We start from the raw sequence: 23,690 nt of genomic DNA, 5'->3' as shown, positions 1-23,690 counted from the left end.
TTTCCTGAATACCAGAGTTTTATGTACCAGTAACACCGGAACAAAAAATAGACCACCTTAAGTTACTGATTTGTTTATATGGTTTTTTGTCTTTTTATGGCCTTGTGTGTCGTTTAAAATAAAATCCTGCAAGTGAGTCGTCTTCCACTAAGTGTATGTTGTTCGTCCTTTTGGTTTGATGAGTGTTGGTGGTTTTGTCGCTCCCATTAAGACAATGAAGAAGAAGGCTGATGCTCTTTGATTCAATACGATGTTGCTTCTAATAATCTTTGCTGTGTAGCAAAACATTAAGCTTGTGAATAAATATATTTATGACCAAAAAATCGCTATTGATTTTAAGATTATTTTTTTGTTGTTTTTTGTATCTATTACCTAGACTAGTTGTATGGCGTCATAACATGCATATAAAGGATGAACATGCGAATTAACTCTATTCGATTAAAGGCGATGTTTCCAACCGCCTTGCTGGCGGTTATTTTGGTTGGCTTATTTATTTTTTCTAAAGCTATGACTTCTATTCAACAAAAAGCTCTAACCGTTCAGAATGAGCATTATTTTGCAGCGATATCGGCGGTATTAAATGCGGACCGAGATATCTATCAGGCGCGTTTAGCAATCGAAAAAATCTATTGTGGCGAAGGGGCTCTCGTTGAGAATAGAGCTGAATTTGAAGAAAATGCCCAACAGGTACTGGACCGTTTCCATTTATATCGTAAGAATCTTGAAAGTGAACCCGAGTTACTCGCTTCCTACACCCAATTTGAACAGTATTTTCAGGATTGGTACTCTGCGAGCGAACTGGTCATGGCATCTGCAAAAGAGGGGGTTGATTTTGGTCCTAAATTTATTGAGTTGGATCGGCAATTTGGAGTGATTCGGCAGATGCTTGACCAAGCGGGAGAGAAGCTGAATGAACATACTCAGAAATTGGAAGCGGAAAACATCGATCAGGCTACACTGAATCGTTACATTGAAGCTATATCTGAAGTACTGAAAGCAGATGTGGACATCTATCAAGCGCGCTTAGCGATGCAGAAATTGATGATTCACGATGGTCTGCCGCAGCAGAATAAAGCTTCTTTTAAAAAAAATGCCGCTCAAGCCTTGCAACGTTTTCATGCCTATCGTGCTTACTTAATTGATGAGCCTAATTTAACGGAACCTTATCAGGAGCTTGATAGCTTGTTTACCGAGTGGCATCACAACAGTATTGCTTTTATTGAATCCACTGAAGTCAAGACTAACGGTGCACTCTCTGAGGCATTAATGCGGCTCGATGAAAAGTTTAAAGTGGTTCGCTCTCAATTAGATCAAGCCGGAGAAGACGTTAGAGCAAAATCCCAAGAGAGTGATGAAATTTTAAGAGAACAGGTGGAAAGTCTAGAAAGTATTGCCATGGTGATCATTATATTAGCTTTTATCGTCGCGATCGGATTTGGTTATTACATGCCTTTGCTGTTGACGCGTAACGTAAAAAATATGGCCAATCGAATTAAAGAAATCGCCGAGGGTGATGGTGATTTAACTGCTCGTATTAATTCCAGCGCTGGTGACGAACTAGGTGACCTCGCTCATGAGTTTGACGGTTTTGTTGAGCACCTACGTTCAATTATTAAAGTGATTCACAATAAAAGTGAGGCCTTAGGAGGGATGACCGAACAGTTTAACGGTGTGTCCAGTGAAGCAAGCGCGATCACCTTGGCTTTAGTGGATGCCTCAAACTCAATTGTGAGTGCCAGTAGCGAAATGAATATGTCTAATCAGCAAATGGCTGAGGTTGCCAAAGATACAGTTAAGGAAGCGAATAACTCCAATCAGCTTTCCAAACAGGGGATTGCCGCGGTCAATACCTCTAATCAAGCCATATCTAGCTTGGTCAATGATATCGAGGTGACCGAGAGTCAATCTATAGAGTTAGAAAAAAGCTCACAAACCATCGCCTCAGTACTGGAGGTGATCCGTAAAATTGCCGAGCAAACTAATTTGCTGGCTTTGAATGCGGCGATTGAAGCGGCTCGAGCCGGAGAGCAGGGGCGTGGATTTGCAGTGGTTGCTGACGAAGTCCGAACCTTAGCGACTCGTACCCAAGACAGTACCAATGAAATTGAGGGCATGATTGAACAGTTGAAAGTAAACGTGGAACGTTCCTCAAGTGCCATTCAAAATAGTCGGAAAAATGCCGAGAGTACGGTTGATAACTTTAGTCAGGTTATTCAAATATTTGATGAGCTTCGTGCGTCTTTTGGGCGGGTTCAGGAAATGGCCGATCACACGGCCCAGGCGACTCAGGAGCAATCGGCAGTCTCCAGCGAAATCAATCAAAATCTTGTTTCGTTAAAAGAGCAAACCGATGGTGTGCAAAATGTCGCGGATGAAATTCAGTCTCAGTCGCATAATATTTCCGATTTATACCAAGAGCTGAACAAGCAGGTGGGCAGCTTTAAGGTATAAAGGCTGAGTCGGCAGGCTTTATTGGCTCGTCCGGCAAGCTGTTTTGTTTTGGCCGGGCAATAAGATGAGCTTGTACCATAGTGGCCATTGCCTGTAAGCCAGCATAAGAGTTTGAGATGGCCAAGTCGCGTGGCACCAATACATAATTGCCACTTCGACAGGCTTGCAGAAAGTTGCAAAAGTTTGCCAGCATGGTATTCATATGCGCTATTTCAGTTGCCGCGCCACCAGCTTGATCGGCGCGATAGGGGGAAAAAATAATGTCGGCATCCAGTTCCGGTAGGCGCTCTACGCTGAGCGAGATACGCTGGCCTGGGTCGATGGCATTGATTAACTCTGGAAAATGAAAACCGGCATCACGTAAGACCTGGCCTAAGGCGCGATAGCTATGGTAAACACTGAGTTTGCCACGTAGTGATTGAAATACCGATGCGGTGATAGTGGCCGAACCGATGCTATTTTTAAGCGCGGCGATTTGCATGGCATAACGGCGCTCTAGTCTGCCAAGTTGAACTTGGCTTGCGGTTAATTTAGCCAGCTTGCGATAGACCTGTGGCGCCCCTTTACTACTATCGATGACCACCGTTGGCGCAATCCTGGCTAACAGTTCAATTGGAGTTGAGCGGTTTTTTTCGGTGATGATCAAATCGGGTTTCAAGCTCACGATTTTTTCCAGATCAAGCTTCGTGGCGCCGATAAAAGAGATTGAACTGTTATCGAAATCAACACCGGTTAATCGTGCACTGGAGCGCAGATAGGGAGTGCCATTACGATTCAGTCGACCATGACTGCCGATAGGCAAAATACCTAATTCAATGAGCGGAATGGTGATATCGACGTCGTAGGTAGACACGAGCCGTTTCGGGTGCACCGGCACAGCTACGCTTCTGCCAAGGTCATCAATATAGAAGGTCGTGGTGAGTGCGAATACATTGCTGTTATTTAAGAAACAGCAACACAGAGTGAATAAAACCGTACGAATTAATTTCAAAATTGATCCCTGCGCATCCAAAGAAGGAAAATTAAACTGGGTGCTCCAAGCACTGACAATATAATCCCCGTAGGTAAGGTGAGTGGGCTAAAGGCGGCGCGGGCGAGGGTATCAGCACTGAGTACCAATAAAGCGCCAATCACGCCACTGCCGAGCAGCAAACTGCGTTCACTGTTGTTTGCCAGCAAACGGGCGAGATGTGGTGCAATTAAGCCAACAAAGGCCATCCCCCCGGCGACCGATACGCTGGTGGCCACCAATAAAACGGCTGCGCAAAAACGCAAACTGGCAATTAAAGATCGGCGCACACCAAGGCTTGTTGCCAAAGCGTCACCCAGTGCTTCTATATTTGCCGAGGGGCAGCACAGGATTAATATCAGTGCACAGCTAAGCAATATCAAGCTGGCAAGTTGCACACTGGACCAGGTTGCCGACTGCAGATCGCCGGCAAGCCAAAGCATCACCGTTTGTAGATCTTGGGTACTGCTTGAGGATAGCAAAATCAACATCACCGCGGATAATAACCACGATAAACAAATGCCGATCATCACCAAACGCAGACCGGTACTCTGTTTGGCGAGCAATTTAACCGACAGTCCGGCAGCTAATCCCCCAGCCATCCCCAGTAAGGGGCGCCAAATTAACGCCAGCTCTGAGCGCATCAGTATCACGCTTACAATTGCTAACGCAGCGCCTTCGCGTACCCCCAAAATGGAGGGATCGGCTAAACCATTTCGGGTTAAAGATTGCATCACCGCACCTGCACAGCCGAGCATTGCACCACACAACATGGCTAAGCAGATCCGAGGCGCACGAAACGCATCAAGGATCAACAAATCAGCCTGTTGAGCCGCCGAGTCGTCGAGGCTTCCCAGATGAAAATAGCTCAACAATGTGTCGAAGGGCACAGCTTCACTGCCGGTGAGCAAGGCCGTCATTGCCACCGCAACGAGTGTCATACTCAGCCCCGCCAGGCTGAGTAGCGGCAATAAATGAAATGTGAGTGAAAAAGGACCCGTGCGCAGGGTCAACGCGCTTGCTTTGTTCATCGTATCCGTCTCGTGAAAATCCACATAAACACCGGGGCACCAACCAATCCGGTTAGGGCTCCCGTGGGTAACTCCTGAGGCGAGATGATGCTGGTGGCAGCAAGGTCGGCAGCCAGTAATAAACTCGCCCCGGTGAGTGCAATAAGCAGCATTGATTGCCGCGTGGGACGGGCGTGCACACCCCGCCATATTGAAGGGGAGATTAAACCCACAAAACCAATCGGTCCCACTAGGGATACCGCAGTTCCGCTTAACAGCGCTGCGGCACAAAGGGCAAAAAATCGGGTCAGCTTAACCGAGGCTCCTAAACCTCGAGCCATATTGTCGCCCAGTGACATTGCATTTAATTGCGGCAGTAGTAGCAAGCTCATCAACACCGCCAGGCCGATAAAAGGCAAGCCGGCGAGCACTGTGGATAGTTGCGCACTGGCCCCGTCACCCACTAACCAAAAGCGCAACTCGTCCAGAGTGTTTTCATCCAGCAGCAAGATGGTGGCGCTAATGGCATTCGCGAGAGTGGAAAACGCGATGCCACAAAAAATGAGTTTCAGCGCCTGTAAACCCTTGCGTCCAGAGGAGGCTAGCGTTAATACCATGCTGAACATGATGGCGGCACCAATACTTGCAGCCAGCGGCCGTAAAGGGCCAATTAATGGCACAATTGGAAAGGCTGTCAGGCTTACCACCATTAAGCTGGCACCAGCATTAAGACCTAAGATATGGGGTTCGCAGAGACGGTTAGCCAGCGTGAGTTGCATTAAATATCCGGCTATAGCGAGGCAGATGCCTGCAAGCAGGATCGCCGTAACTCTTGGCAGCCGCAGTGCTATCAATACCCGTTGCTCAAAGTTGTTTGGGTCGTAGTCAATAATGGCATGGGCCAAACTGCTGAAGGGAATATCGCGTGGCCCTTCGATGAGATGTACCAAGCCTAATATGAGCGTGACAAGCAGCATGAAGCTGAGCTGTCCGCTGGTCGTCAAGTGAAGCTGCCGCGGTGGGCTAAGTGCTGATATGTTCATGCGCTTTGGGCTTGGTGTTGATTGGGAGCGGTTTTGCTTAAAAAAATCGGTAAGCCAGTTTGGGGATGTGGCACTGCCAATAGTGGCGTTTCAAATACCTGCTCCACGATGGCCGTCGTGCATTGGCTTGGGTGCTCAAGCTGATGGAGGATCTGACCTTGTTTAAGGAACACCAGATGGTCGGTGTATTGCAAGGCTAGGTTGAGATCATGCAATACACAAACAATGGTTCGCCCGTGATGCTTGACTAAATCTCGTAATAATTCAAGCAATTCAACCTGATGGCGCATGTCGAGAAAGCTAGTTGGCTCATCTAGCAAGATCAGCTCGGTTTGTTGCGCTAAGATCATGGCTATCCAAACGCGCTGGCGCTGTCCGCCGGATAAACTATCGACCAATCTTGCGGCAAGATGAGTGGTCGCGGTTAACCGCATTGCTTCGGCCACGGCCTGTTGATCCTGTTCGCTCCATTGCTTGAGCAAGCCTTGGTGTGGAAAGCGACCCCGGGCAACTAAATCTTTAACGCTGAGATCTTCCGGCACGCTTGGTTGTTGTGGTAATAAGCCAAGCGTACGGGCCACTTGCTTGCTGGGTATATCAGCTATATTCCGCTGTTGTAAAAAGACAGAGCCTCGTTGGGCTGGTAATAAACGTGAAAGGCTGGCTAACAAGGTCGACTTCCCCGATCCATTGGGCCCCAGTAACACCGTCATTTTTCCGGAGGCCAGTTTGAGATTGAGGTTTTTTAGAACGGTATGGCCTGCGTGTCCGGCATCTAAATGTTCAGCACGCAGGATTGCAGGCTCTGAGGTCGGCTGAGCGCGCTTGTCCATTTATTTATCTCCTAGATGGTAATAGTCGTATGTGACATCGATGTTTGCCTAAATTATGTTTAAATTACATGCAAATAGTAACACGAACGATTCGCATTTTAGTTTCTATTGAGGTGAAGATCACGTAACATTTATGGTCTTGTTAAATTAAGTTGTGGCGATAGGCTGAAAAATAACCCGTTTGCAGTGTAGCCATCGTATAAATGGAATGATCGATGTTATTCAATATTTCTTCTAGACAGGCAGGCCAATGCCGCGTTGTTTTGGGTTTTACTTTACTGGTATGTCCTCGTTTACTGTATGCTGCGACTGAAAGCAGCCTGACCAAGGAAACCTTAGAGCTTACGGTGATGAAGGTTCAAGCCGCTCAAGACCGTTATCGTTTAGCAAACAGTTCGCTGGCGACACGAACAGCCACCTCTGTCATGGACATCCCAAAATCGATAACCGTGATCAGCCCTCAGCTGCTCAAAGACCGCTCCAGTGACTCCCTGATCGACGCTCTTTCTCATGTGAGTGGCGTGAGCGAAACCAATACCATTGGTGGGAAAGAAGACGCCATTATTCGCCGCGGCTTTGGCTCTAGTCGTGATGGCTCTTTGTTAAGCGATGGTTTAAAGACGGCTTTTCCTCATTCGTTTAATGTAACCACCGCCTATGTCGAAGTATTAAAGGGTCCCTCTTCTACGCTGTATGGTGTGCTCGACCCAAGCGGAATGGTCAATGTGGTGAGTAAAAAACCACTGCAAATTTTTTCTGCTGAAGTTTGGTCAAAGTATTCAGCCTTGGGGGCGGGGCGTTTTGGCGAAGTATTAGGGGGTGACCTGACCGGGCAGCTCGGCAATAGTGATTTTTCCTACCGGATGATTGGTGAATTTGAAGACAGCGACTACTGGAGAAATTTTGGTCAGAATCGAAACTGGACGATTGCACCTTCGTTGCTTTGGCAAGGAATGAACACCGAAGTGCTACTTTCTTATACCCATCAACAATATTTAGCCCCCTATGATCGCGGCACCATCTTTGATGTGACTCAGGGAGATTTTGTTGCGACAGACCCACGACTTCGTTTCGATGAAGTGTTCTCGGAAATCGAAGGGGACTCGGATCTGGCAAAACTAGCGCTGAACCATCATCTCAATGCAAGTTGGGATCTGGCACTCCATTATGCCTATTCTCAGGATGATTTTGTCGCCAATCAGGTTCGAACTCGAGGCTACGATTCGGCGACCGGCAATGTGACCCGACGGGCGGATGTTCGAGACTATTATAAACGGAGTATGCATGCGGTTCGCAGCGACCTCACCGGCCAGACAGCCAGTCTGGGGGGGCAGCATCATTTATTATTGGGCGCCTCCTTCGACCATGAAACAACTCGACGTTCCAAACTGCAAAACTGTAATACCAACTCAGATTTTAATATTTATGACCCGCTGTATGGACAGATGCAGGGCTGTGATTACAATGCCGAGCAAGCAGTGGGCGAATATGAAACCATAACAACGAGTGCGTTTTATCTGCAGGACCAACTGCACTTAAATGAGCAATGGATAGCTGTTGCTGGATTACGGATGCAGCAGTTTGATATCGATGCTGGTCGAGGCGCTGCGCACAATACCGACTCCAGTGGCACCGCCTTATTACCTAATGCAGGTCTGGTCTGGAAGGTGACTGGGGATAGCTCGCTGTATGCTAATGTTGGCCAAACTTTTCGTCCGAATAGTTCAATTGGCAATCCCTACGGTAATTTGGACCCTGAACAGGGCAGGGCTTACGAATTTGGCAGTAAGTTTGATCTGGGCCAGCGTTTTAGCATGACGCTGGCGTTTTATCATGCACTTAAGCAAAACGTGGCTTACTCCGAAACGGTGAACGATGAAACGGTTTATCGCACCGCAGGTCAGGTTCGCTCTCAAGGCATCGAATTGGATGTGGCGGGTGAACTTTTCGAGCGATTGCAAGTTGTTGCCAGTTATGGTCTGACGGATGCGAAGGTGTTGGAAGATCCTGACTATGCAGGCAAGCGTTTGGCGAACGTTGCCAAACATACCGCTTCGCTGTGGTTAAGTTATGATCAAGGATCGCTTTTCTCTGGTAAGGGGAGTTTACGTTATGGTGGGGGGCTTCGCGCCGCCAGTAAACGGGCGGGTGACAATAACAACTCTTTTTACCTGCCAGCTTACAGTGTTGCCGATGTATTTGCAGCCTATACCTTCGAGCGCGAACATCCGATTACTGTGCAATTGAATTTGAACAATTTGTTTAATACCCAATATTACAGCTCGTCTATTGGTAGCTCCGCCTATGCGGTGGCAGTGGGGCAACCATTTCATGCCAGCTTGAATTTGAGTATGGCATTTGGTGATTAAGCAGGGCGCTCCCTGCCATGCTTAAACAGCTGTTGTTGCCTCTACGGAGGCTTAAAACATCTTGTAGTGGGCAGGGGAATAGCCCTTCATCATTGCATCGCTCATCTTTAATAATCGGGGCAGAGCATAGATAAAAAACATTTGATAGCCTTCGCAGAGCTGATTCAGGGCTTTGCCTGGTTCAGCGGCGAGGCTACGGTTTTTCGGACAGCCACCTTGACATAGGGCTAAAAAATCACAGCTTTGGCACTGGCTGCAAAGGCTCGCCGATTTATTCGCGGCAAATTGACGTTGCTGTTGGCCGCTGACCATGCTTTGCAGCGAGTCTTGTTGCACATTGCCGAGGCGGTGATCAGAGTAGGCGAAGTGATCACAGCTATAAACTTCACCATCGGCTTCTGCCATCAACTGCTGTCCACAGCTGGCGGCATGGTGGCACATTTGGCTGGGGTAGCCCATCAACAACATCAGACAATTTTCAAAAAATTGCACGTAAACTTGACCCACATCTTGCTCGCTCCATTGGTCAAAAACATCACAAAGAAACTCTCCCCACTGCTTACCATTAAGGCTCCAGTCGTGTTCTGAACGCCGGTCCAAGGGGTGGTCGATACAGGGTTGAAACTGCATGTAGCCGCTGCCATGTTGTTTCAAAAACTGATAGATAGCCTTGCCCTGTTGATAAGTGCGATTATTCACTACGGTCAGGGTATTAAAATCAACCTGATGGGCCTTGAGGTGGGTAATGCCACGCATGGTGCGCTGAAATGACGACTGACCGGAATGATCGATCCGCGCGATATCGTTATGCACTTGGTCTCCATCGATGCTCACCCCTATAAAAAATTTGTGCTCACGGAAAAACTGAGCCCAGCGCTGGTTGATCAGCGTGCCATTGGTTTGCAGAGTGTTGGCCAGGGGGCGGCCCGCCGCATGTTGTTGTTGCAGAGCCACCGCTTGCTGATAGAACTCCAGGCCACGTAACATGGGTTCGCCGCCATGCCAAATAAAGTCGACAGGCTGGCTTGAATCGGGTTGCGATTGAATGTGATTTTTGATCACTTGTTTCAGCCTAGTCTCAATCATTCTGGTGCTGCGCTGTTCGGCTTGCTTAAGGTAGTAGCAATAGCTGCAATCTAAGTTGCACTTTGCACCTTCGGCTTTAATGAATAGGCTATAAGGTATAGATGCTTGAGTTGTCATGAATTACCTCTGGTGAGCTATCGTTAAGCCATCCATGACCTGCAACGTTTGCTGTTGATTTGGATTTAGCATTTCAGTAGAGAGTCTAGCTCTCTACTGAAGGCCTGGTACTATTTGGCGATAACCGATTTATCTGCCATGCCTATTCCTCCGGCTTTTTGGCGCGGTGGAAAGTCCTTGAGAGATTGCTGGTATTGCACAATTTTGTGTTGCAGGCTTGGTACCACCCAGGTTTTCTCTTTCATCCACAAAAACCAACCGTAGGTATCGGGTGAGCGCTCGTAGGGATCGGCTTTAATGTTTAGCAAAATCCCCAAGGGCCACTCTTTGGCAGGTGCCATCCATTCGGTTTTAGTCTTTAAATGCACTTTCCATTCATCCACTCGAACCGCGTTTAGATCTTGCTCGTTATAGTAGAAGAACTCATGACGATTACTGGGGGCGTCTTTGGTCAGCATGTCGAGTTGGTTGTAGCCATCGAGATGCACTTTGTAGTTGACGCCATTGATGGTTTTACCTTTCAGCAACTGTTGTTTAATGCTGCTGTCTCCGGCTGCCGCCATGATGGTGGGTACCCAGTCTTCGGCGGTCATAAATCCGTCGGTATAGCTGTTCTCTGGAATATGTCCGGGCCAGCTAATCAGCATTGGGACTCGGAAAGCGCCATCCCAGGTGGTGCCTTTTTGGCCACGGAAAGAAGCCGCGCCACCATCTGGCCAATGGTCGAGATTAACTCCGTTATCGGAGGTAAACATCACGATGGTATTCTCCATTTCGCCAAGCGACTCCAGTTTGTCGAGCAATTCACCGACTTGGAGGTCCAGTTCTTTTAAACCGTCATAGTAAACACTGGTTTGGCTACTCCCCTGATGTTCGGCGCGAACATGGGTTTTCTGGTGCATGCGAGTGGGGTTATACCACATGAAGTAAGGTTGTTCGGGTGCCTCTGCGTGCTGTTTATCCAACCATTGAGTGGCAAAGTTGAGAAACTCTTCATCCACCGTTTCCATGCGTTTGGCACCGAGTTTCCCTTGGTCGGTAATGATTTGTTTGCCAACCACACCAAAACGAGGGTCTTCGGTCGGATCAAATTTGTCGGTCGCGATGCTATGTAATACGTTACGCGGGCGGCCCACAAAATTTGGATCTTGTGGATATTCCGGTTGTTCGGGCATTTCCATCACATTCAGGTGATACAAAAAGCCGAAAAACTCATCAAAACCATGCACTGTGGGAAGCATTGAGTTGCGATCTCCAAGATGGTGTTTTCCCACCTGCACCGTCGCATAGCCCTTGGCTTTCAGCATTTCGGCGAGGGTTGGATCCTCTTTTTGCAGACCGATGCTGGAACCCGGTTGACCCACCGACGTTAAGCCAGTGCGAAATGGGTATTGTCCGGTAATAAAGGCGGAGCGGCCAGCGGTGGAGCTTCCTTGTGCATAGTAGTCACTGATCATCATGCCGCTTTTGGCGATGCGGTCAATGTTGGGGGTTTTAATGGCGCCTAAGCCTCGGTGATAGGCCGAAATATCCATGGTGGTGACGTCATCAAGCATGATGGCAACGACATTGGGTTGCTGTGGCGCAGCGTAGGCGCTAAAAGATGCTCCGAGCGCCAGTGCCAGTATAGAACGATTTATGGTCATGTTATCTACCTCTTAATGGTTTGGCGGCGAGCGGTGCGTTGCAAGCAACTGCCTGCAACGCACCGCTCACCAGTTCAGAAGCTCCAAACCGATGTTGGACGAGTCCAGTGTAGCGAAGCTGGTGTTGGTTTGGTTTAATAAGCTCTATTAATATATTTAATAAACGAAAGGGGTGACGTTTGCTAATTGCGATGGATGATTCATATTGAGTTGATTTTTTGAATATTTTTTATGGAAAATTGGATTTATATTAAATTATTTAATTCACACTATTCTTTTTTATAGCAAGTTCAGCCGCTTGAATTTGCTAGCCTAGGGCATTCATTTTTTCACTCACAAGCGCTTGTTGTTAGCGACTCAACATCGCGTTGCAGTATCCAGGAGTTCATGATGATGCAGTTAGGCAGCAGGTTATCGCTATTCACCATCGCCGTTCTATCCAGTCCAGCCTATGCGGCAGGCTCGCTGGTACAAGAGATGAGCAAGCTCAATGTGGGGACTGCGGGTGCGGGCAGTGCGGTACTTGCCGACAATGCCAGTACGGCCTATAGCAACCCAGCAGCGATGGCCTATTTTAGTGAACGACAGCTGGCGGTAAATTTGGCAGCCATGGATCTTCAGGTGCAATATCACGACCAGCGCAGTTCAGCCCTGGACAGCGCTAATGCGGGCGGCGTTCAGGCTTATGGCTCACTCTATTGGCTTGAGCCCCTTTCTGACACCCTTGCTGTGGGAGCTAGTTTGGTAGCCACCGGCGGCAGTGCTTTGGATTACGGGAAGCAATATGCCGGGGCCTTGAGTTTAAACAGCCTGCAACTATCGGTGTTGCAATTTAACCCTTCACTCTCATATCGCCTGTCGGAGGCGTGGTCGCTGGGTGCTGGTATTCAAGTGGATTACGCAAACTTTGAGCAACAGATGTTTAGGGATCACGCTGTTTTAGAAACCGACTCTTTTGCCTTTGGGTACAACTTAGGTTTGAGCTATCAAATTAACCACCTGCATCGCTTAGGCGCGAGCTATCGCTCTGCGATGCACCACAATTTTGGGGGACATCTGCGTTCCAGTTCTCCTCTGGAAGGCGATGTTGGGATCAATTTGGTTCATCCTGCCCAGTTTGAACTGTCTGGTTTGCACCAACTGAGCCAGCCCATGAGCATGGTATGGAGCCTTGGTTGGGAGCAATGGAGTGCTAACGAAATCACTTATATCGAATTAAATAATCAGCAGCTGGCGGAAAAGAACCGTGATTTCAAGGATGTTTGGTTTGCAGCTATTGGTGGACGTTATCAACTCAATCCGACACTTCGTTTAGAAGCTGGCTTGGGTTACACCAGTTCACCTCTAGATGATGCCAGCCGCCAATCGGCAGATCTACCGGTTGCTGAGCAGCATCGTTATAGTATCGGCGCGACTTATCAGTGGAACGAAAAGTTGTCGATGAATGTTTATTATAGCTACGTGGATTATGGCTCGCCGGCGATCCAATCTGGCTTAATGAATGGCTATTTTAATAATCATAATCAGTTTATCGGTGTCACTTTAAATCACTCGTTTTAGCGCCATAAGGGCGAGCGCAACACAAAGGATTCGTCTGAGTCATGCACATCGCTGGTCTAAAATGGGGATTATGGCTAGGTCAAGCTTGTTGATTTAGCGCTTGCGACTTATTGAAAGATTGCAGCGCTTGATGTGTGATTGATTTAAAAGATAAAAAAGTAAAGCGTTCAGCTTTACAGAGAGCCCAGCTGCGATAGATATACGCAAACGAAATGTATCAATAGTGCTAAACTGACAACGCGAAGTATCCGTATTTATTTTAAGGGTTTAGCTATGGAAAATTTGAGTGCCAGTGGTTTCTTTTCATTTACCCTCGCCATTATTTTATTGTTTGTCGGTAAAGCCAGCCTTAATCGCTATGAATTACTGAGACGTTATAGCATTCCTGAGCCGGTGATTGGCGGCTTTTTATGTGCCTGTGTGGTGGCGGCCGTTTACTTTTTGTTTGGCATTCAAATTAGTTTTGATCTTGAAGCTAGAGATATTTTGCTACTGTACTTTTTTGCTGCGATGGGGCTGAATGCGGATATCAAATCGTTGCTCCGCGGGGGGAAACCTTTACTGATTTTAAGTGGCTTGGCTGCTATTTATATTGTGTTGCAAAACCTTATCGGCATGGGGGTTGCGAGTAGTTTTGGGATGGATCCCCGAGCTGGTCTGATGTCTGGATCAATTGCGCTGATTGGTGGGGTGGGTACAACTTTGGCGTGGGCGCCAAAGTTTGTGAATGACTTAGGGATCAGTAATGCTATGGAGTTAGGCATTGCCAGTAATACCATTGGTCTGATCTTTGCCTGCGTAATTGGCGGACCAATTGCCAATTATTTAATGAGTAAACACCGTTTACAGGGGAATCAGGAAGCGTCTTTAGATATTGGTCAGGCCTATACCAAACCCCACCAAATGGTCGACAGTTATAGCCTGCTATTTGCCTGGCTTCGGCTTAACTTGGCCTTAATGTTGGGCTATGGCATACAACAATGTCTCCAGGCTGCCGGTGCCGAGCTTCCGATGTTTGTGTCCTGTCTAATGGCTGGCATATTGATTGGTAATCGTCCCGGTAAAGTGCTACCCAAAGCACATGTTGAGGGCAGTGATCAGGGCTTGTCACTGATCTCCGATATTTGTTTGGGGATGTTTATTGTGATGGCGCTGATGGATTTAAAAGTTTGGGAGCTAGCGGGTTTGTTTCGCTACTTGTCGGTGGTGATGAGCTTACAAATTTTACTGTCGGTTATGTTTTCCTTGTTGGTCGTGTTTCGTTTGATGGGAAAAGATTACCAAGCCTGTGTCATTTGCTCTGGCTTTGGTGGGATCACCCTTGGCTCTACCGCGACTGCCATCGCTAATATGACGGCGGTGAGTAAACAACATGGAGCGGCGCATCGGGCGTTTATTATTGTGCCGCTGGTGTGCGGTTTTTTTGTAGACATCTTCAATGCCTTCGCTATTAATTTTTTTACAAGCTGGTGAAGCGCGCGGTTGTTTCTTGGGAAAAGTCTAAGGCGGTTTAGCGTTCAATTGGAAAAATCCGATATGACTCGGTTATTTCCGGTGTAAATGCGGTGATTGAATTGTGCTGCTGTCTGGCACCGTCCAGTTCATGTCGAAAATTTGTTGTGACGGAATATCCCCGCGGCTGAATACAAGCAAGTGGGCGTTTCGTCGTGGCCGCTGGTTTGCAAGTGGTCTATCGACTGATTTTTTATGCTTGACTTGTAAGCGCAATGAAATGTCTGGATTTTCATTGCTTTGAGACCAGTTGCTGACGCTCTCGTGATAGATTAAATTTTCAAGCAGTCGCTTGGTTTTCGTCGCATAGACGCTGACTGGCCAAAATGCCTCGACTGGCCGCTGGTCGATTGGCTTGGTCTCTGTCTGCGGTTTCGCTTCGGTCGGAGTGTGTCAATCAGAGGATAGCCAGATTTTGTCAGTTCCGAAGGCAAGGCTGAGTCTCCGTGTTGGCTCAGGGGAGGAAAGCCGTCATTAATTCCAAGCTTGTGATGCATGGCTTTAGGCCTTGTCAATATCATAGCGGCCTCCATTGCGGCCTCCATTTATCGGGGCTGCGTTTGATTCCGCAGGAAAAGTCCAGTGCTCGCACAGCACTGTACTTTGCGTCAGGGGCGTGCGCTTAGAGTGCGGTCAGATAGGATTTGACTGAGCTTAGCCTTAAGGTCGCTCCGCCAATAATGTCAAGAAAGCCGAATAGGGCGTGAGGCTTCTCGGCACTGATCCATGCCGAGCCAGTGGCTCCGATGGGCATCATGTCCATGGTGGTTTGGTCGATACTCAAGATTACGGTTCGACCTACTGGCGCGCCACCGCGTTGAATATGGTTGGATACGGCTTGCTCCGTGGGCAATAGATTGCCTTGGGCTTCGCCCGTTGCCTTCACGATACTATGGACTTTGGCGCGAAATATTTGTCCCGGAAAGCTATCCACATAAAATTCGCTAAACTGTCCCGGTTTAATGTATTGATAGGCTTGATCGGCAATCCGCATTTCGACAAATTTTTTGTTGATATCCCAAAGATGCAGCGAGCCAATCCGTGAACCATCGGCAATGTATACATGTGTGACCATGCCAGTGAAGGGCGCGCGAACCGTGAGTCGTGATAAGTCAAATTTGAGGTTATCAAGTTTCGCCAGCAGGCCATTTCGCTTCGCCTCAAGTATTTTCAACTCGGCTTTGATCATCGCGACCGCATCTTCTGACTCTTCCAGTTCTTTAAGGCTGACGTGCTGTTGCATATCGTAGTTACGCTGGTAATCGCGCTGCGCCTGAGAAAGCAGCACCTGCTGGGCTTCAATGCTTCGTTTTACTTCACTTAAGCCCGAGTGTACTTCGCTCATCGCGGCGGCAATTTTATCGTCCTTTAAGGTATAAAGGATCTCTCCCTCATTCACTTGTTGGTTATGATCGACGTAGATCTTATCGATGTGCTGACCCAATGCGGGTGAGAGCACTGCGTGGGGGCCTTGACCGTAGTTGAATTGGTCAAATCTAGCGACGAGTAGAAGCGGTGACCGACAAACAGTGCCAGTGCCAATAAACAACCAATCACGATGCTGGCAAAGTAGTTTCTGGCGCTTGGTTTGAGAACCTTAAATTTGAATAGTAACCATACGATCAATATATAGGGCAACATGATTTCTTTCATGAGACCGCTCCTTTAAGCCACTGTTGTAGTTTTCCCAGTCGGTGACGATGGCCAAAACGGCAAGGATCCATAGTGGTTTATAAAACAGTCCAAGAATGCACAACCAAAAAATCAGTTTTGCCTGTGCCAGGCCTTGCTCCTGTGCCAGGTGCTTGGGGATAGAATGGATATGCCAAAGTTTGGCGATGAGCCAAATTGCAATCCCGAGGGTAACCAATACCACAAACCACATAAAGGCGAGTGATTCTAATAAACCATAGACTGTGGGGTAGTGTTGATAGTGAAATGTTGTTGGGTGAATGACCATTCGGTGTTCTCGTGTAGGGCGTGGGTTCACGCTGCCGCTCGACTTGAGTGGCAGCGTAAATGGTTGCTCGATGATTTAGAGCTGGTAGTTAAATTCTATCCGATGGTTGCCTTTGCTTATGTCGCTATACTCAGACCAGTTGGCAAAATACCTAATATTAAAGCGCGGCGATACTTGGTAGGAGAGCGCTATTTCGTGAGTTAACACGCTATCGTGGTCCTCAAAGCCATGTTGTTTGTATATATCCGAGCCCGACAATGTATTCATCCACATCGGGTTATAGTTAAGCCACAGGCGGTCACTAAGCGCATACTTGGCGTAAGTTCCGACCACCGCAAACGTTCCGGGTACCGAGTAGCCGCTGATTGTTTGTTGGTGGTCGCCCATCACATTATTGCCAAAGGCAACACCCGCACCAAGCAGTGGAAACAGACTAAGCTGGCCAAACTTGGGCAAGGCTTGAATGAAGCTATAGGAAGCCGTGCCGAACTCTTGGGCAAGGTTATAATTCACATCCAATTGTCTGCCGCGACCGCTTTCTAGACTGGCTTCAAAATTTCGAAAGCGGATTGAGTCAATACTATTGTTTCTGGGTCCCGTTTGGGAGTCACTCCAACCGGTGATGTCACCGGCAAAGCCTTTTACTTCAAACACATTCATTCCGCCGAGGTTTTCGACCCCGGTATCATAGCTTTGGCCAATTTTTAGGTTGAGGCCCATATCGGTGATACCGCCGCCAACTTGGGTATAAACAGCAAGTGGGTCCGACATGTCTTGTAAATCGTCGCTGGCGGTTTCTGCCCAAGTCAAACCAGAGAACATTAAAGGAAGCGTACAGAGGCTGGTTACCAATTTAGTCATCAATTTTTTCCTAGGACTGAGGATTACTCATGATCAAGTCAATCAATTGGAAATAGCCGATATGGTTCGGCTATTTCCGGGTGAAATAATGCTATTGGAGCTTGCTGATCCCTGGCACCGTCCAGCTCATGTCGAGAATTTGTTTTGACGGAATATACAGTCGAGCTAATACATAGAAGCGACCTTCTGGTAGTGGCAGCCAGTTTGCAAGCTGTCCGTCGGTCGGTTTTTTATGGCTAAGTTGCAACTGAAATGAACCGTCTGGGTTTTTATTCAATTGATTCAAGTTGCTGATGCTGTAGCGGTGGATCGAATTTTCAACCAACATTTTGGTTTGCGCATCATAGACTGTGACTGACCAAAATGCGTCGACTGGAGGCTCGCCGTCAAAATTCATTACATAGCTGTTTTCACCAGATAACGCTTGGCCGTTTACGTCCATCGCGGCCATCGGATAGATGGCTTCTTGAGGCCCTTGGCCACCGAGGTAGGGGTGAGCAATAAGTGAGCGCATTGCATTGTCATCACCAAAGGCGTCTAGCGCGAAGGTATATACCCAACCGTCTTTAAATTCGAGATTGGCAGGGTTGGCCTGTTGTGCCATAACAATTTTCTGTGCGTCTTGTATACCAGCAATTAGCGCTTCTTGGCTGGACTCCCTCAGTGAACTTACATCGAAACCATCTTGGCTGAGACCGATTTTGCTAAATTGACCCGCTAAGGCTTGTTGACGTTCCGGTAGTGGATTGGCCATTAAGTATTCACCAAGTTCAACGAAGAAACGGAGCGGATCATCGGCCTTACCTGGACGAGGTGCTAAGGGGCTGAATGTTACTTTACTACTGGCTTCACCGGCATACTCGCTCAGTGGGGTGAGGGTGTACTGATCTTGGATCTGGTGTGCTGCTGGGTAATCTTGCTCATCAAATACTTGGGTACGCCCCCATAACCACACTTTGCTCGTGGGTGCTTCAATAATGCTCAGGTCGCGCGGGGTGGTTGTTTTTTTTTCCCAGCCCGGAGGAACAATTAGGAACTGTTTGGCTAGGCTGCCAGTTTCGCGAGTGCCTACATATTGAAATAAGTTATGCCACATGTCGAACATGTTGATGACGTAGTAGCGTTGATCAAGCTTTGGTACACTCAAGACCATTGGCTCTTGGCTTAAGTCCAGTACCGCGCTGGAGTACAAGGTGTCGCGGTTGGCTGTTGGCATGTCGGTATCGGCAGGCGTACTGAGTCGACGAGCATGACCAAACTGATTGAGTGGGCCACGATAACTGGTGGCCGCTTGGGGTTCAGATACATCGGAATATTGGCGAGCGATTTGCTCCATTCTGACTAAGGTTGAACCCCATAGATAGGCATTCACCGCTAAGGTATAGGATTCGTTGTACAGTGCTTGTTGCAGTTGCTCGGCCTGAGTGGCTTGGGGAGTGCCCGCTATGCTGGGGCTGACACTGAATAAACAGCTCGATGCGATAAGCGCAGCTAAAGATAACTTACATAAGCTAGGGGTAATCATCATATATCTCCTCTGATTTGGCGCCAGCTTATCGAAAAGTTGTGATTAAGTGCTTAATAGCCTTTATTAAGATATCCAATACAAAGCTGCTGAGCTTGCTCTGAGCGTTTAATAGAATATTTAATTCTATTAAACGAGAGCGGAATAGGTTCATATAAAGATTGTTTTGCATTTGCGCTAGCTCATTTCGTATGATATGACTGTCGCTTAAATATCAAGAGCTTACCTCAATTATGATGTACTTCCGTTGGATAAAAAAAGAATGGTTTTTACTCGGTATGTTGTTCGCTATTGTACTGGCGTTGTTGGTGCCACAATGGGGACGCTCCGGAGGCTATTTACATCTTGATCAGCTGACGGCGATCGGTATTGCCTTAATTTTCTTTTTGCATGGTTTAGGTTTGGCACCGAAGGAAATCAAAAAAGGGCTATTTAATTGGCGATTACACCTGATGGTTCAAGCGACCACTTTTGTGGTTTATCCCTTACTGTGGGTACTGTTTGGTGACTTGTTACATGCCTTATTGCCCAGTGCGCTGGCCTTTGGTTTCTGTTACTTATTCGCCTTGCCCAGTACTATTTCGTCGTCGGTCGCGATGACCAGTATTGCTCAAGGGAACGTTGCGGGGGCTGTATTTAATGCTTCCTTATCGAGTTTGCTTGGGGTCTTTATCACGCCCTTGTTAGTGCAGTTATTCATGGGCGGAGACGGCGGCGCTATGGATTTAATGGCAACGGTGAGCTCCATTTGTCAATTATTGTTGTTGCCGATGATCATTGGGCAAGCTCTACGACCACTGTTGCTAAGCCTGTTTCAGCGTTATAAAGGCATCTTAAATAAAATTGATAAGCTAGTGATCTTATTGATTGTGTTTAATGCTTTTAGTGATTCGGTGGTGGAGCATATTTGGGGGGAGTTTAGTCCGCGTTATTTATTATTTTCATTCCTGATCTCGCTATTGGTGTTGCTTAGTGTCGTGCATAGTATTCGTTTGGTTGCGAGACTACTGGACTTTAATTCGGCCGATGAAATTGCCGCAGTTTTTTGTGGTAGCAAAAAAACCTTAGCGGCGGGAGTGCCGATGGCTAAGGTGATCTTTAGCGCTAACCCAGACCTCGGGATGCTGTTGCTACCGATTATGCTCTATCATCCAATCCAGATTTTTTACTGTGCGCTGTTAGCCAATCGCTATGCCGCAGCCGAAAAAGTTAAGGACTTACATCAGCCAGTAGCAAGGGGTTAGTCTGCCGATGCTTTACTTAGTTCCTGTTGAGGCAACCAGTCAACTCGCACACCTGCTTGCTCAAACATATCTTGGCTTATTTTTATTTTGTCTCCCCAACGAGCCATAAATTCTTGGTTTTGCTCAGGACAATGAACTTCGCTAATCCCAGTTTGAATAATTTTTGCGGCGCAATTGGGGCAGGGAAAGTGGGTGACCCAAATTTCACAATTAGATAGATCGCGCTTGGCAAATAAGATCGCGTTTTCTTCTGCGTGTAGGGTTTTAAGCAGTTTCATCTCGCGATTGTCGGTTTCTGCACTGTCGGAAATGCCGTGCGGGTAACCGTTAAATCCTAGCGATACGATACGATTGTGCTCGGTGATGACCGCGCCAACTTGAGTGGAAGGATCTTTACTCCAAGAGCCAACCAGTTCAGCCATTTGAAAAAAGCGTTTTGCCCATTTTGAAATCATGATTAAGTCTCTGCTAATTGTACCGCGCTATTCTGCGGAACTTGACGCCTGCTTGCAAGTTTCGCTAACGGTTTGAAACTAAATTTGTTTTGTAAATTCTATAGAGACCCTTGCTAACGGTATCGAGCTTGATGCTTGAGTAGCACATTTACCTTGGAGTGCTTGATAGAGTCTTTGGGGATTGGGCAAGTGTTGAGCGATTCAAGTGCTCTCACCATAAACCGGGTTAAACTGTCGCGCCGCTGGCGGTTCAATGATTGGTGTGAGTGTTAATAAATCCTCGATAGGGCCTGCTTTGCTATACAACCAACCTTGGTGTAAGTAGACGCCTTTGTCACGTAAATACTCAGCTTGAGCCTCGGTTTCTACTCCTTCTGCCACAATTTGTAGATTAAGATTTAAGGCTAGGTCTATGACTCCATCGAGTACTTTAGCCTGCGGAGAGTCGGTATGGATGGCAGCCACAAAGCTGCGGTCAATTTTTAGCGTATCTAAGGGGAGTTGTTGCAAATACTGTAAGCCTGCATAACCTGTTCCAAAGTCATCGATGGCTAATTTTACGCCTTGGGTTTGTAGTTTACTGAGCGCGTCTTGAACCTGTGGTGAGTCTATATCCACCAGTTGAGTTTCGGTAATTTCCAGACAAATTTGCCGGCAAGTTTGATGAATCGCCAACAGTTTCACCACAAACTCGGGATCGTTGAGATGCTGACCAGTGATGTTGATATTGATCTTTAGTAAAGCATTGTGTGTGAGCAAGCCATTGAGATCGGTCTTTAAGGTCGCCAGTAGCTGCTCGGTTAAAGCCACCTGAAGTCGGTACCGTTGGATGTCTGGCAAAAATGAATCTGGGCTGCGTATGCCGTCAATTGGGTGTAACCATCGAGCTAACAGTTCTACGCCGATTAAACGACCCGTTCGGCTATCCCAGATTGCTTGGTAATAGTTAATGAATTCTTGATTACGGATGGCTGTTTTTAACTGACTTTTTTGGCTAAGTCGACGCCCCTGTTGGCGTTGGATAAAATAAAAGATACCGCAAATTAGCAATAAATACAATGCGACCTGTAACAGGGATAAGCGGTGGGCCCCAAGATAAAGTTGTTGCTCGGTACGAGTCGATAACAAGCTTAAACCGGGCAGAGCGGAAAACGGTTTCGCTAAGTAATACCGCCTGTTTGAGTCGTCAAAGTGGGCGGTTTGATCGATCACCGGTTGAGTTAAAGGAAATAGTGTCTTGCCGTGCTGCAGTGGTAAGCTGTAGTGACCATTGACAAATAATGGTGTGCCATTGTTTGAGTCGACCAAAGCAACGAGATCTTGTTTATTGTCGTTGCCTTGAACAAAAGCCTTAAATACAGATAACGGGATTGCCGCGTTAATTTCACTCCCATTGCTGCGTGTTTTGGCGATAATCATCGCCACCTCTTGACTGTATTCCAGAACGCTTGGCCCATAGTAACGCAGTTGCTGATTCGCGACTGGTTTAAGGACCTCATAAGGGGGATTGACCGGCCCCCAGCTGCTACATCTGAGTTGTCCGCTTTGATCAACTAAACCAAGTTCTGCGACATAAGTGATTTGAAAATGCACCTTGCGTAGTGCTAGTAGGGTTTCAGGAGCACAGTTAATATCGAGTCGATCTAAGCCAATAAAATAGTGATGCAGCGCCAGCAGGTTTTGGTTTATTGCTTGATAACTGAGTTCAAATTGCTGAGCAAATGCTTCACGACGCTGCTGCTTAGTATGCGCTAAGGTCCAAGAATAACTCATTACGATGGGCAGGAGGCTGCAAATAAGCGTGAATAGTATCGGCCTAACATGTCGCGAAGAAAACCAACTTTGCCGGGTCCGTTGCTGATGTTCTGAAGGGGGCTGAGTCAATCGAATTTGATGGTTAAATATATGCATTGCGGGTCACTGTTGCGCCTAGGCTAAGTATGAGCAATGGCAAATTTACTACAATTTTATGAAGGAAATGTTGCAGAAAGGGGGCTTTCTTGAAGTGCCTAAAACACTGCTGGCGAGTCGTTAACTGACTGCCAGCATTGGCTATTTAGTATTTATTGCATGCTGGCAATAAATTTATCGGACTCGGCAATCGCCTTACTCATCTGTTCGATGACACTCGCCACCTCTTTTTCTAAGCGTGAAAACTCTTGGCCAACCGCCCCAATGGCACGGGCATTCAGGTTGTGTTTCAAGTAAAGTTGATTGTCCTTGAGTCGACTTAATACCGGTTGCATTTGCGCCTCGGCCTTGCGCATCGCCTTTAACATGCTGGCGTAGCGTTGACGAGTAGTGGTGAGTTGTTTACTACTTTGCGCTTTGAGACTCTTCGACTGGTATTGGTCCAATTCGCCACGCCATTCATCAAACATAGCTTCGGCGACACTGGCGACTTGATTGATTTGCTGACTCACGTCTTTGGCCGCAGCCTGAGCATCTTGATATTGGGCGTTGACTTCATCATAGATATCTTCGAGGTCGCCACCTTCAAATTGGCTTAGTGTTTTTAGTTGCTCTAGGGCCGATCCAAACTGTTGTTGCGCTTGTTGTTGGCTCTGTTGAGCGTCTTCGACTCGGTCCACCAATATTTCGCGCTTGTGGTAACCTACTTTTTCCATGGCCGAGTAGTAGGTTGATTCACAGCCCTGTATCAAGCTCAGCATTAACATAAGGGTTAGTATTCTCATTTTTATTCTCCAGAGCGAAACCGAGCTGCGTCAATAATCGCCCATAGATGAACCAATGCAGCAATGACTGAAGGAAAAATCAGCCACCACATAGCGTAACCTGCGGCGGTCACCACAAAAAATAGCAATGCGGCTAACAATCTTCCCTGGACTAACTGACCCAGACCGGGAATAAAAAAACTACAGATTGCGGCAATCACATTGCCAGCAGAACCTTGCGTAGACACGACGCTTCCTTAGTTAAAATCAGGTTTGTGTTGCTATGTTGCCAGAGACAGTCGCTTGAGGCGAGTTTTGCGAAAGGAAAAATCGA

At 47.4% G+C, this 23,690-nt stretch carries 19 protein-coding genes; 5 read left to right on the top strand and 14 right to left on the bottom strand.

The window, feature by feature from the left end:
• Positions 1-417 precede the first annotated feature (417 nt).
• A complete protein-coding gene (locus tag ACRRS0_RS13090) occupies positions 418-2,451 on the top strand; it encodes a methyl-accepting chemotaxis protein (RefSeq protein ID WP_432452746.1) in 2,034 nt (677 codons plus the stop codon).
• Here the strand turns inward: ACRRS0_RS13090 and ACRRS0_RS13085 are convergent.
• The 4 genes from ACRRS0_RS13085 to ACRRS0_RS13070 are packed head-to-tail and all read right to left on the bottom strand — an operon-like array spanning position 2,441 to position 6,346.
• On the bottom strand, positions 2,441-3,442 hold the full coding sequence (locus tag ACRRS0_RS13085) for an ABC transporter substrate-binding protein (protein ID WP_432452747.1): 1,002 nt from the start codon (positions 3,440-3,442) through the stop codon (positions 2,441-2,443). The two genes, ACRRS0_RS13090 and ACRRS0_RS13085, sit on opposite strands and share 11 nt — an antisense overlap.
• A complete protein-coding gene (locus tag ACRRS0_RS13080) occupies positions 3,439-4,491 on the bottom strand; it encodes a FecCD family ABC transporter permease (protein WP_432452748.1) in 1,053 nt (350 codons plus the stop codon). The genes ACRRS0_RS13085 and ACRRS0_RS13080 overlap by 4 nt, the downstream gene beginning before the upstream one ends.
• Positions 4,488-5,513, bottom strand: a complete 1,026-nt coding sequence (locus ACRRS0_RS13075) for a FecCD family ABC transporter permease (protein WP_432452749.1) — start codon at positions 5,511-5,513, stop codon at positions 4,488-4,490. Before ACRRS0_RS13075 ends, ACRRS0_RS13080 begins: the two co-directional genes overlap by 4 nt.
• Complete coding sequence (locus ACRRS0_RS13070) at positions 5,510-6,346, bottom strand: ABC transporter ATP-binding protein (protein ID WP_432452750.1); 837 nt, start codon at positions 6,344-6,346, stop codon at positions 5,510-5,512. Before ACRRS0_RS13070 ends, ACRRS0_RS13075 begins: the two co-directional genes overlap by 4 nt.
• 215 nt (positions 6,347-6,561) lie before the next feature.
• Between ACRRS0_RS13070 and ACRRS0_RS13065 the strand changes: the two genes are divergently transcribed.
• The gene (locus ACRRS0_RS13065) at positions 6,562-8,715 is read left to right on the top strand and encodes a TonB-dependent siderophore receptor (protein WP_432452751.1); all 2,154 of its coding nucleotides are present in this window, start codon (positions 6,562-6,564) and stop codon (positions 8,713-8,715) included.
• A 51-nt stretch (positions 8,716-8,766) separates the two neighbouring features.
• On the opposite strand, the gene ACRRS0_RS13060 is transcribed toward ACRRS0_RS13065, so the two are convergent.
• The gene (locus ACRRS0_RS13060) at positions 8,767-9,918 is read right to left on the bottom strand and encodes an anaerobic sulfatase maturase (protein WP_432452752.1); all 1,152 of its coding nucleotides are present in this window, start codon (positions 9,916-9,918) and stop codon (positions 8,767-8,769) included.
• A 110-nt stretch (positions 9,919-10,028) separates the two neighbouring features.
• The gene (locus tag ACRRS0_RS13055; RefSeq protein WP_432452753.1) at positions 10,029-11,564 is read right to left on the bottom strand and encodes a sulfatase-like hydrolase/transferase; all 1,536 of its coding nucleotides are present in this window, start codon (positions 11,562-11,564) and stop codon (positions 10,029-10,031) included.
• A gap of 387 nt (positions 11,565-11,951) precedes the next feature.
• Between ACRRS0_RS13055 and ACRRS0_RS13050 the strand changes: the two genes are divergently transcribed.
• Together ACRRS0_RS13050 and gltS are read left to right on the top strand one after the other, a co-directional pair.
• The gene (locus ACRRS0_RS13050) at positions 11,952-13,124 is read left to right on the top strand and encodes an OmpP1/FadL family transporter (RefSeq protein ID WP_432452754.1); all 1,173 of its coding nucleotides are present in this window, start codon (positions 11,952-11,954) and stop codon (positions 13,122-13,124) included.
• Positions 13,125-13,397: 273 nt separating this feature from the next.
• Positions 13,398-14,597: a sodium/glutamate symporter gene (gene gltS / locus ACRRS0_RS13045; RefSeq protein ID WP_432452755.1), complete on the top strand. Its 1,200-nt coding sequence runs from the start codon at positions 13,398-13,400 to the stop codon at positions 14,595-14,597.
• Positions 14,598-15,258: 661 nt separating this feature from the next.
• Here gltS and ACRRS0_RS13040 read toward each other — a convergent pair.
• The 4 genes from ACRRS0_RS13040 to ACRRS0_RS13025 form a co-directional block, all read right to left on the bottom strand.
• Complete coding sequence (locus tag ACRRS0_RS13040; protein ID WP_432452756.1) at positions 15,259-16,095, bottom strand: HlyD family secretion protein; 837 nt, start codon at positions 16,093-16,095, stop codon at positions 15,259-15,261.
• A 138-nt stretch (positions 16,096-16,233) separates the two neighbouring features.
• Positions 16,234-16,626 (bottom strand): Mg2+ and Co2+ transporter, encoded by a 393-nt coding sequence (locus ACRRS0_RS13035; protein WP_432469367.1) that lies wholly within the window; start codon positions 16,624-16,626, stop codon positions 16,234-16,236.
• Positions 16,627-16,671: 45 nt separating this feature from the next.
• Positions 16,672-17,457, bottom strand: coding sequence for a hypothetical protein (locus ACRRS0_RS13030; RefSeq protein WP_432452758.1), 786 nt, complete (start codon positions 17,455-17,457; stop codon positions 16,672-16,674).
• A gap of 91 nt (positions 17,458-17,548) precedes the next feature.
• Positions 17,549-18,985, bottom strand: coding sequence for a DUF1254 domain-containing protein (locus ACRRS0_RS13025; RefSeq protein WP_432452759.1), 1,437 nt, complete (start codon positions 18,983-18,985; stop codon positions 17,549-17,551).
• Between the two features lie 230 nt (positions 18,986-19,215).
• Between ACRRS0_RS13025 and ACRRS0_RS13020 the strand changes: the two genes are divergently transcribed.
• Complete coding sequence (locus ACRRS0_RS13020; RefSeq protein WP_432452760.1) at positions 19,216-20,226, top strand: bile acid:sodium symporter family protein; 1,011 nt, start codon at positions 19,216-19,218, stop codon at positions 20,224-20,226.
• Here ACRRS0_RS13020 and ACRRS0_RS13015 read toward each other — a convergent pair.
• From ACRRS0_RS13015 to ACRRS0_RS13000, 4 genes are all read right to left on the bottom strand, one after another.
• Positions 20,223-20,681 (bottom strand): dCMP deaminase family protein, encoded by a 459-nt coding sequence (locus ACRRS0_RS13015; RefSeq protein ID WP_432452761.1) that lies wholly within the window; start codon positions 20,679-20,681, stop codon positions 20,223-20,225. The genes ACRRS0_RS13020 and ACRRS0_RS13015 overlap by 4 nt on opposite strands.
• A 201-nt stretch (positions 20,682-20,882) precedes the next feature.
• Positions 20,883-22,592 (bottom strand): EAL domain-containing protein, encoded by a 1,710-nt coding sequence (locus tag ACRRS0_RS13010; RefSeq protein WP_432452762.1) that lies wholly within the window; start codon positions 22,590-22,592, stop codon positions 20,883-20,885.
• A 152-nt stretch (positions 22,593-22,744) separates the two neighbouring features.
• A complete protein-coding gene (locus ACRRS0_RS13005; RefSeq protein ID WP_432452763.1) occupies positions 22,745-23,377 on the bottom strand; it encodes a DUF2959 family protein in 633 nt (210 codons plus the stop codon).
• A gap of 2 nt (positions 23,378-23,379) precedes the next feature.
• On the bottom strand, positions 23,380-23,604 hold the full coding sequence (locus ACRRS0_RS13000; RefSeq protein WP_432452764.1) for a hypothetical protein: 225 nt from the start codon (positions 23,602-23,604) through the stop codon (positions 23,380-23,382).
• Positions 23,605-23,690 lie beyond the last annotated feature (86 nt).

The sequence above is a fragment of the Agarivorans sp. QJM3NY_29 genome (assembly GCF_050870835.2).
Lineage (GTDB): Bacteria > Pseudomonadota > Gammaproteobacteria > Enterobacterales > Celerinatantimonadaceae > Agarivorans.
This window is presented reverse-complemented; position numbering and strand designations above follow the sequence as displayed.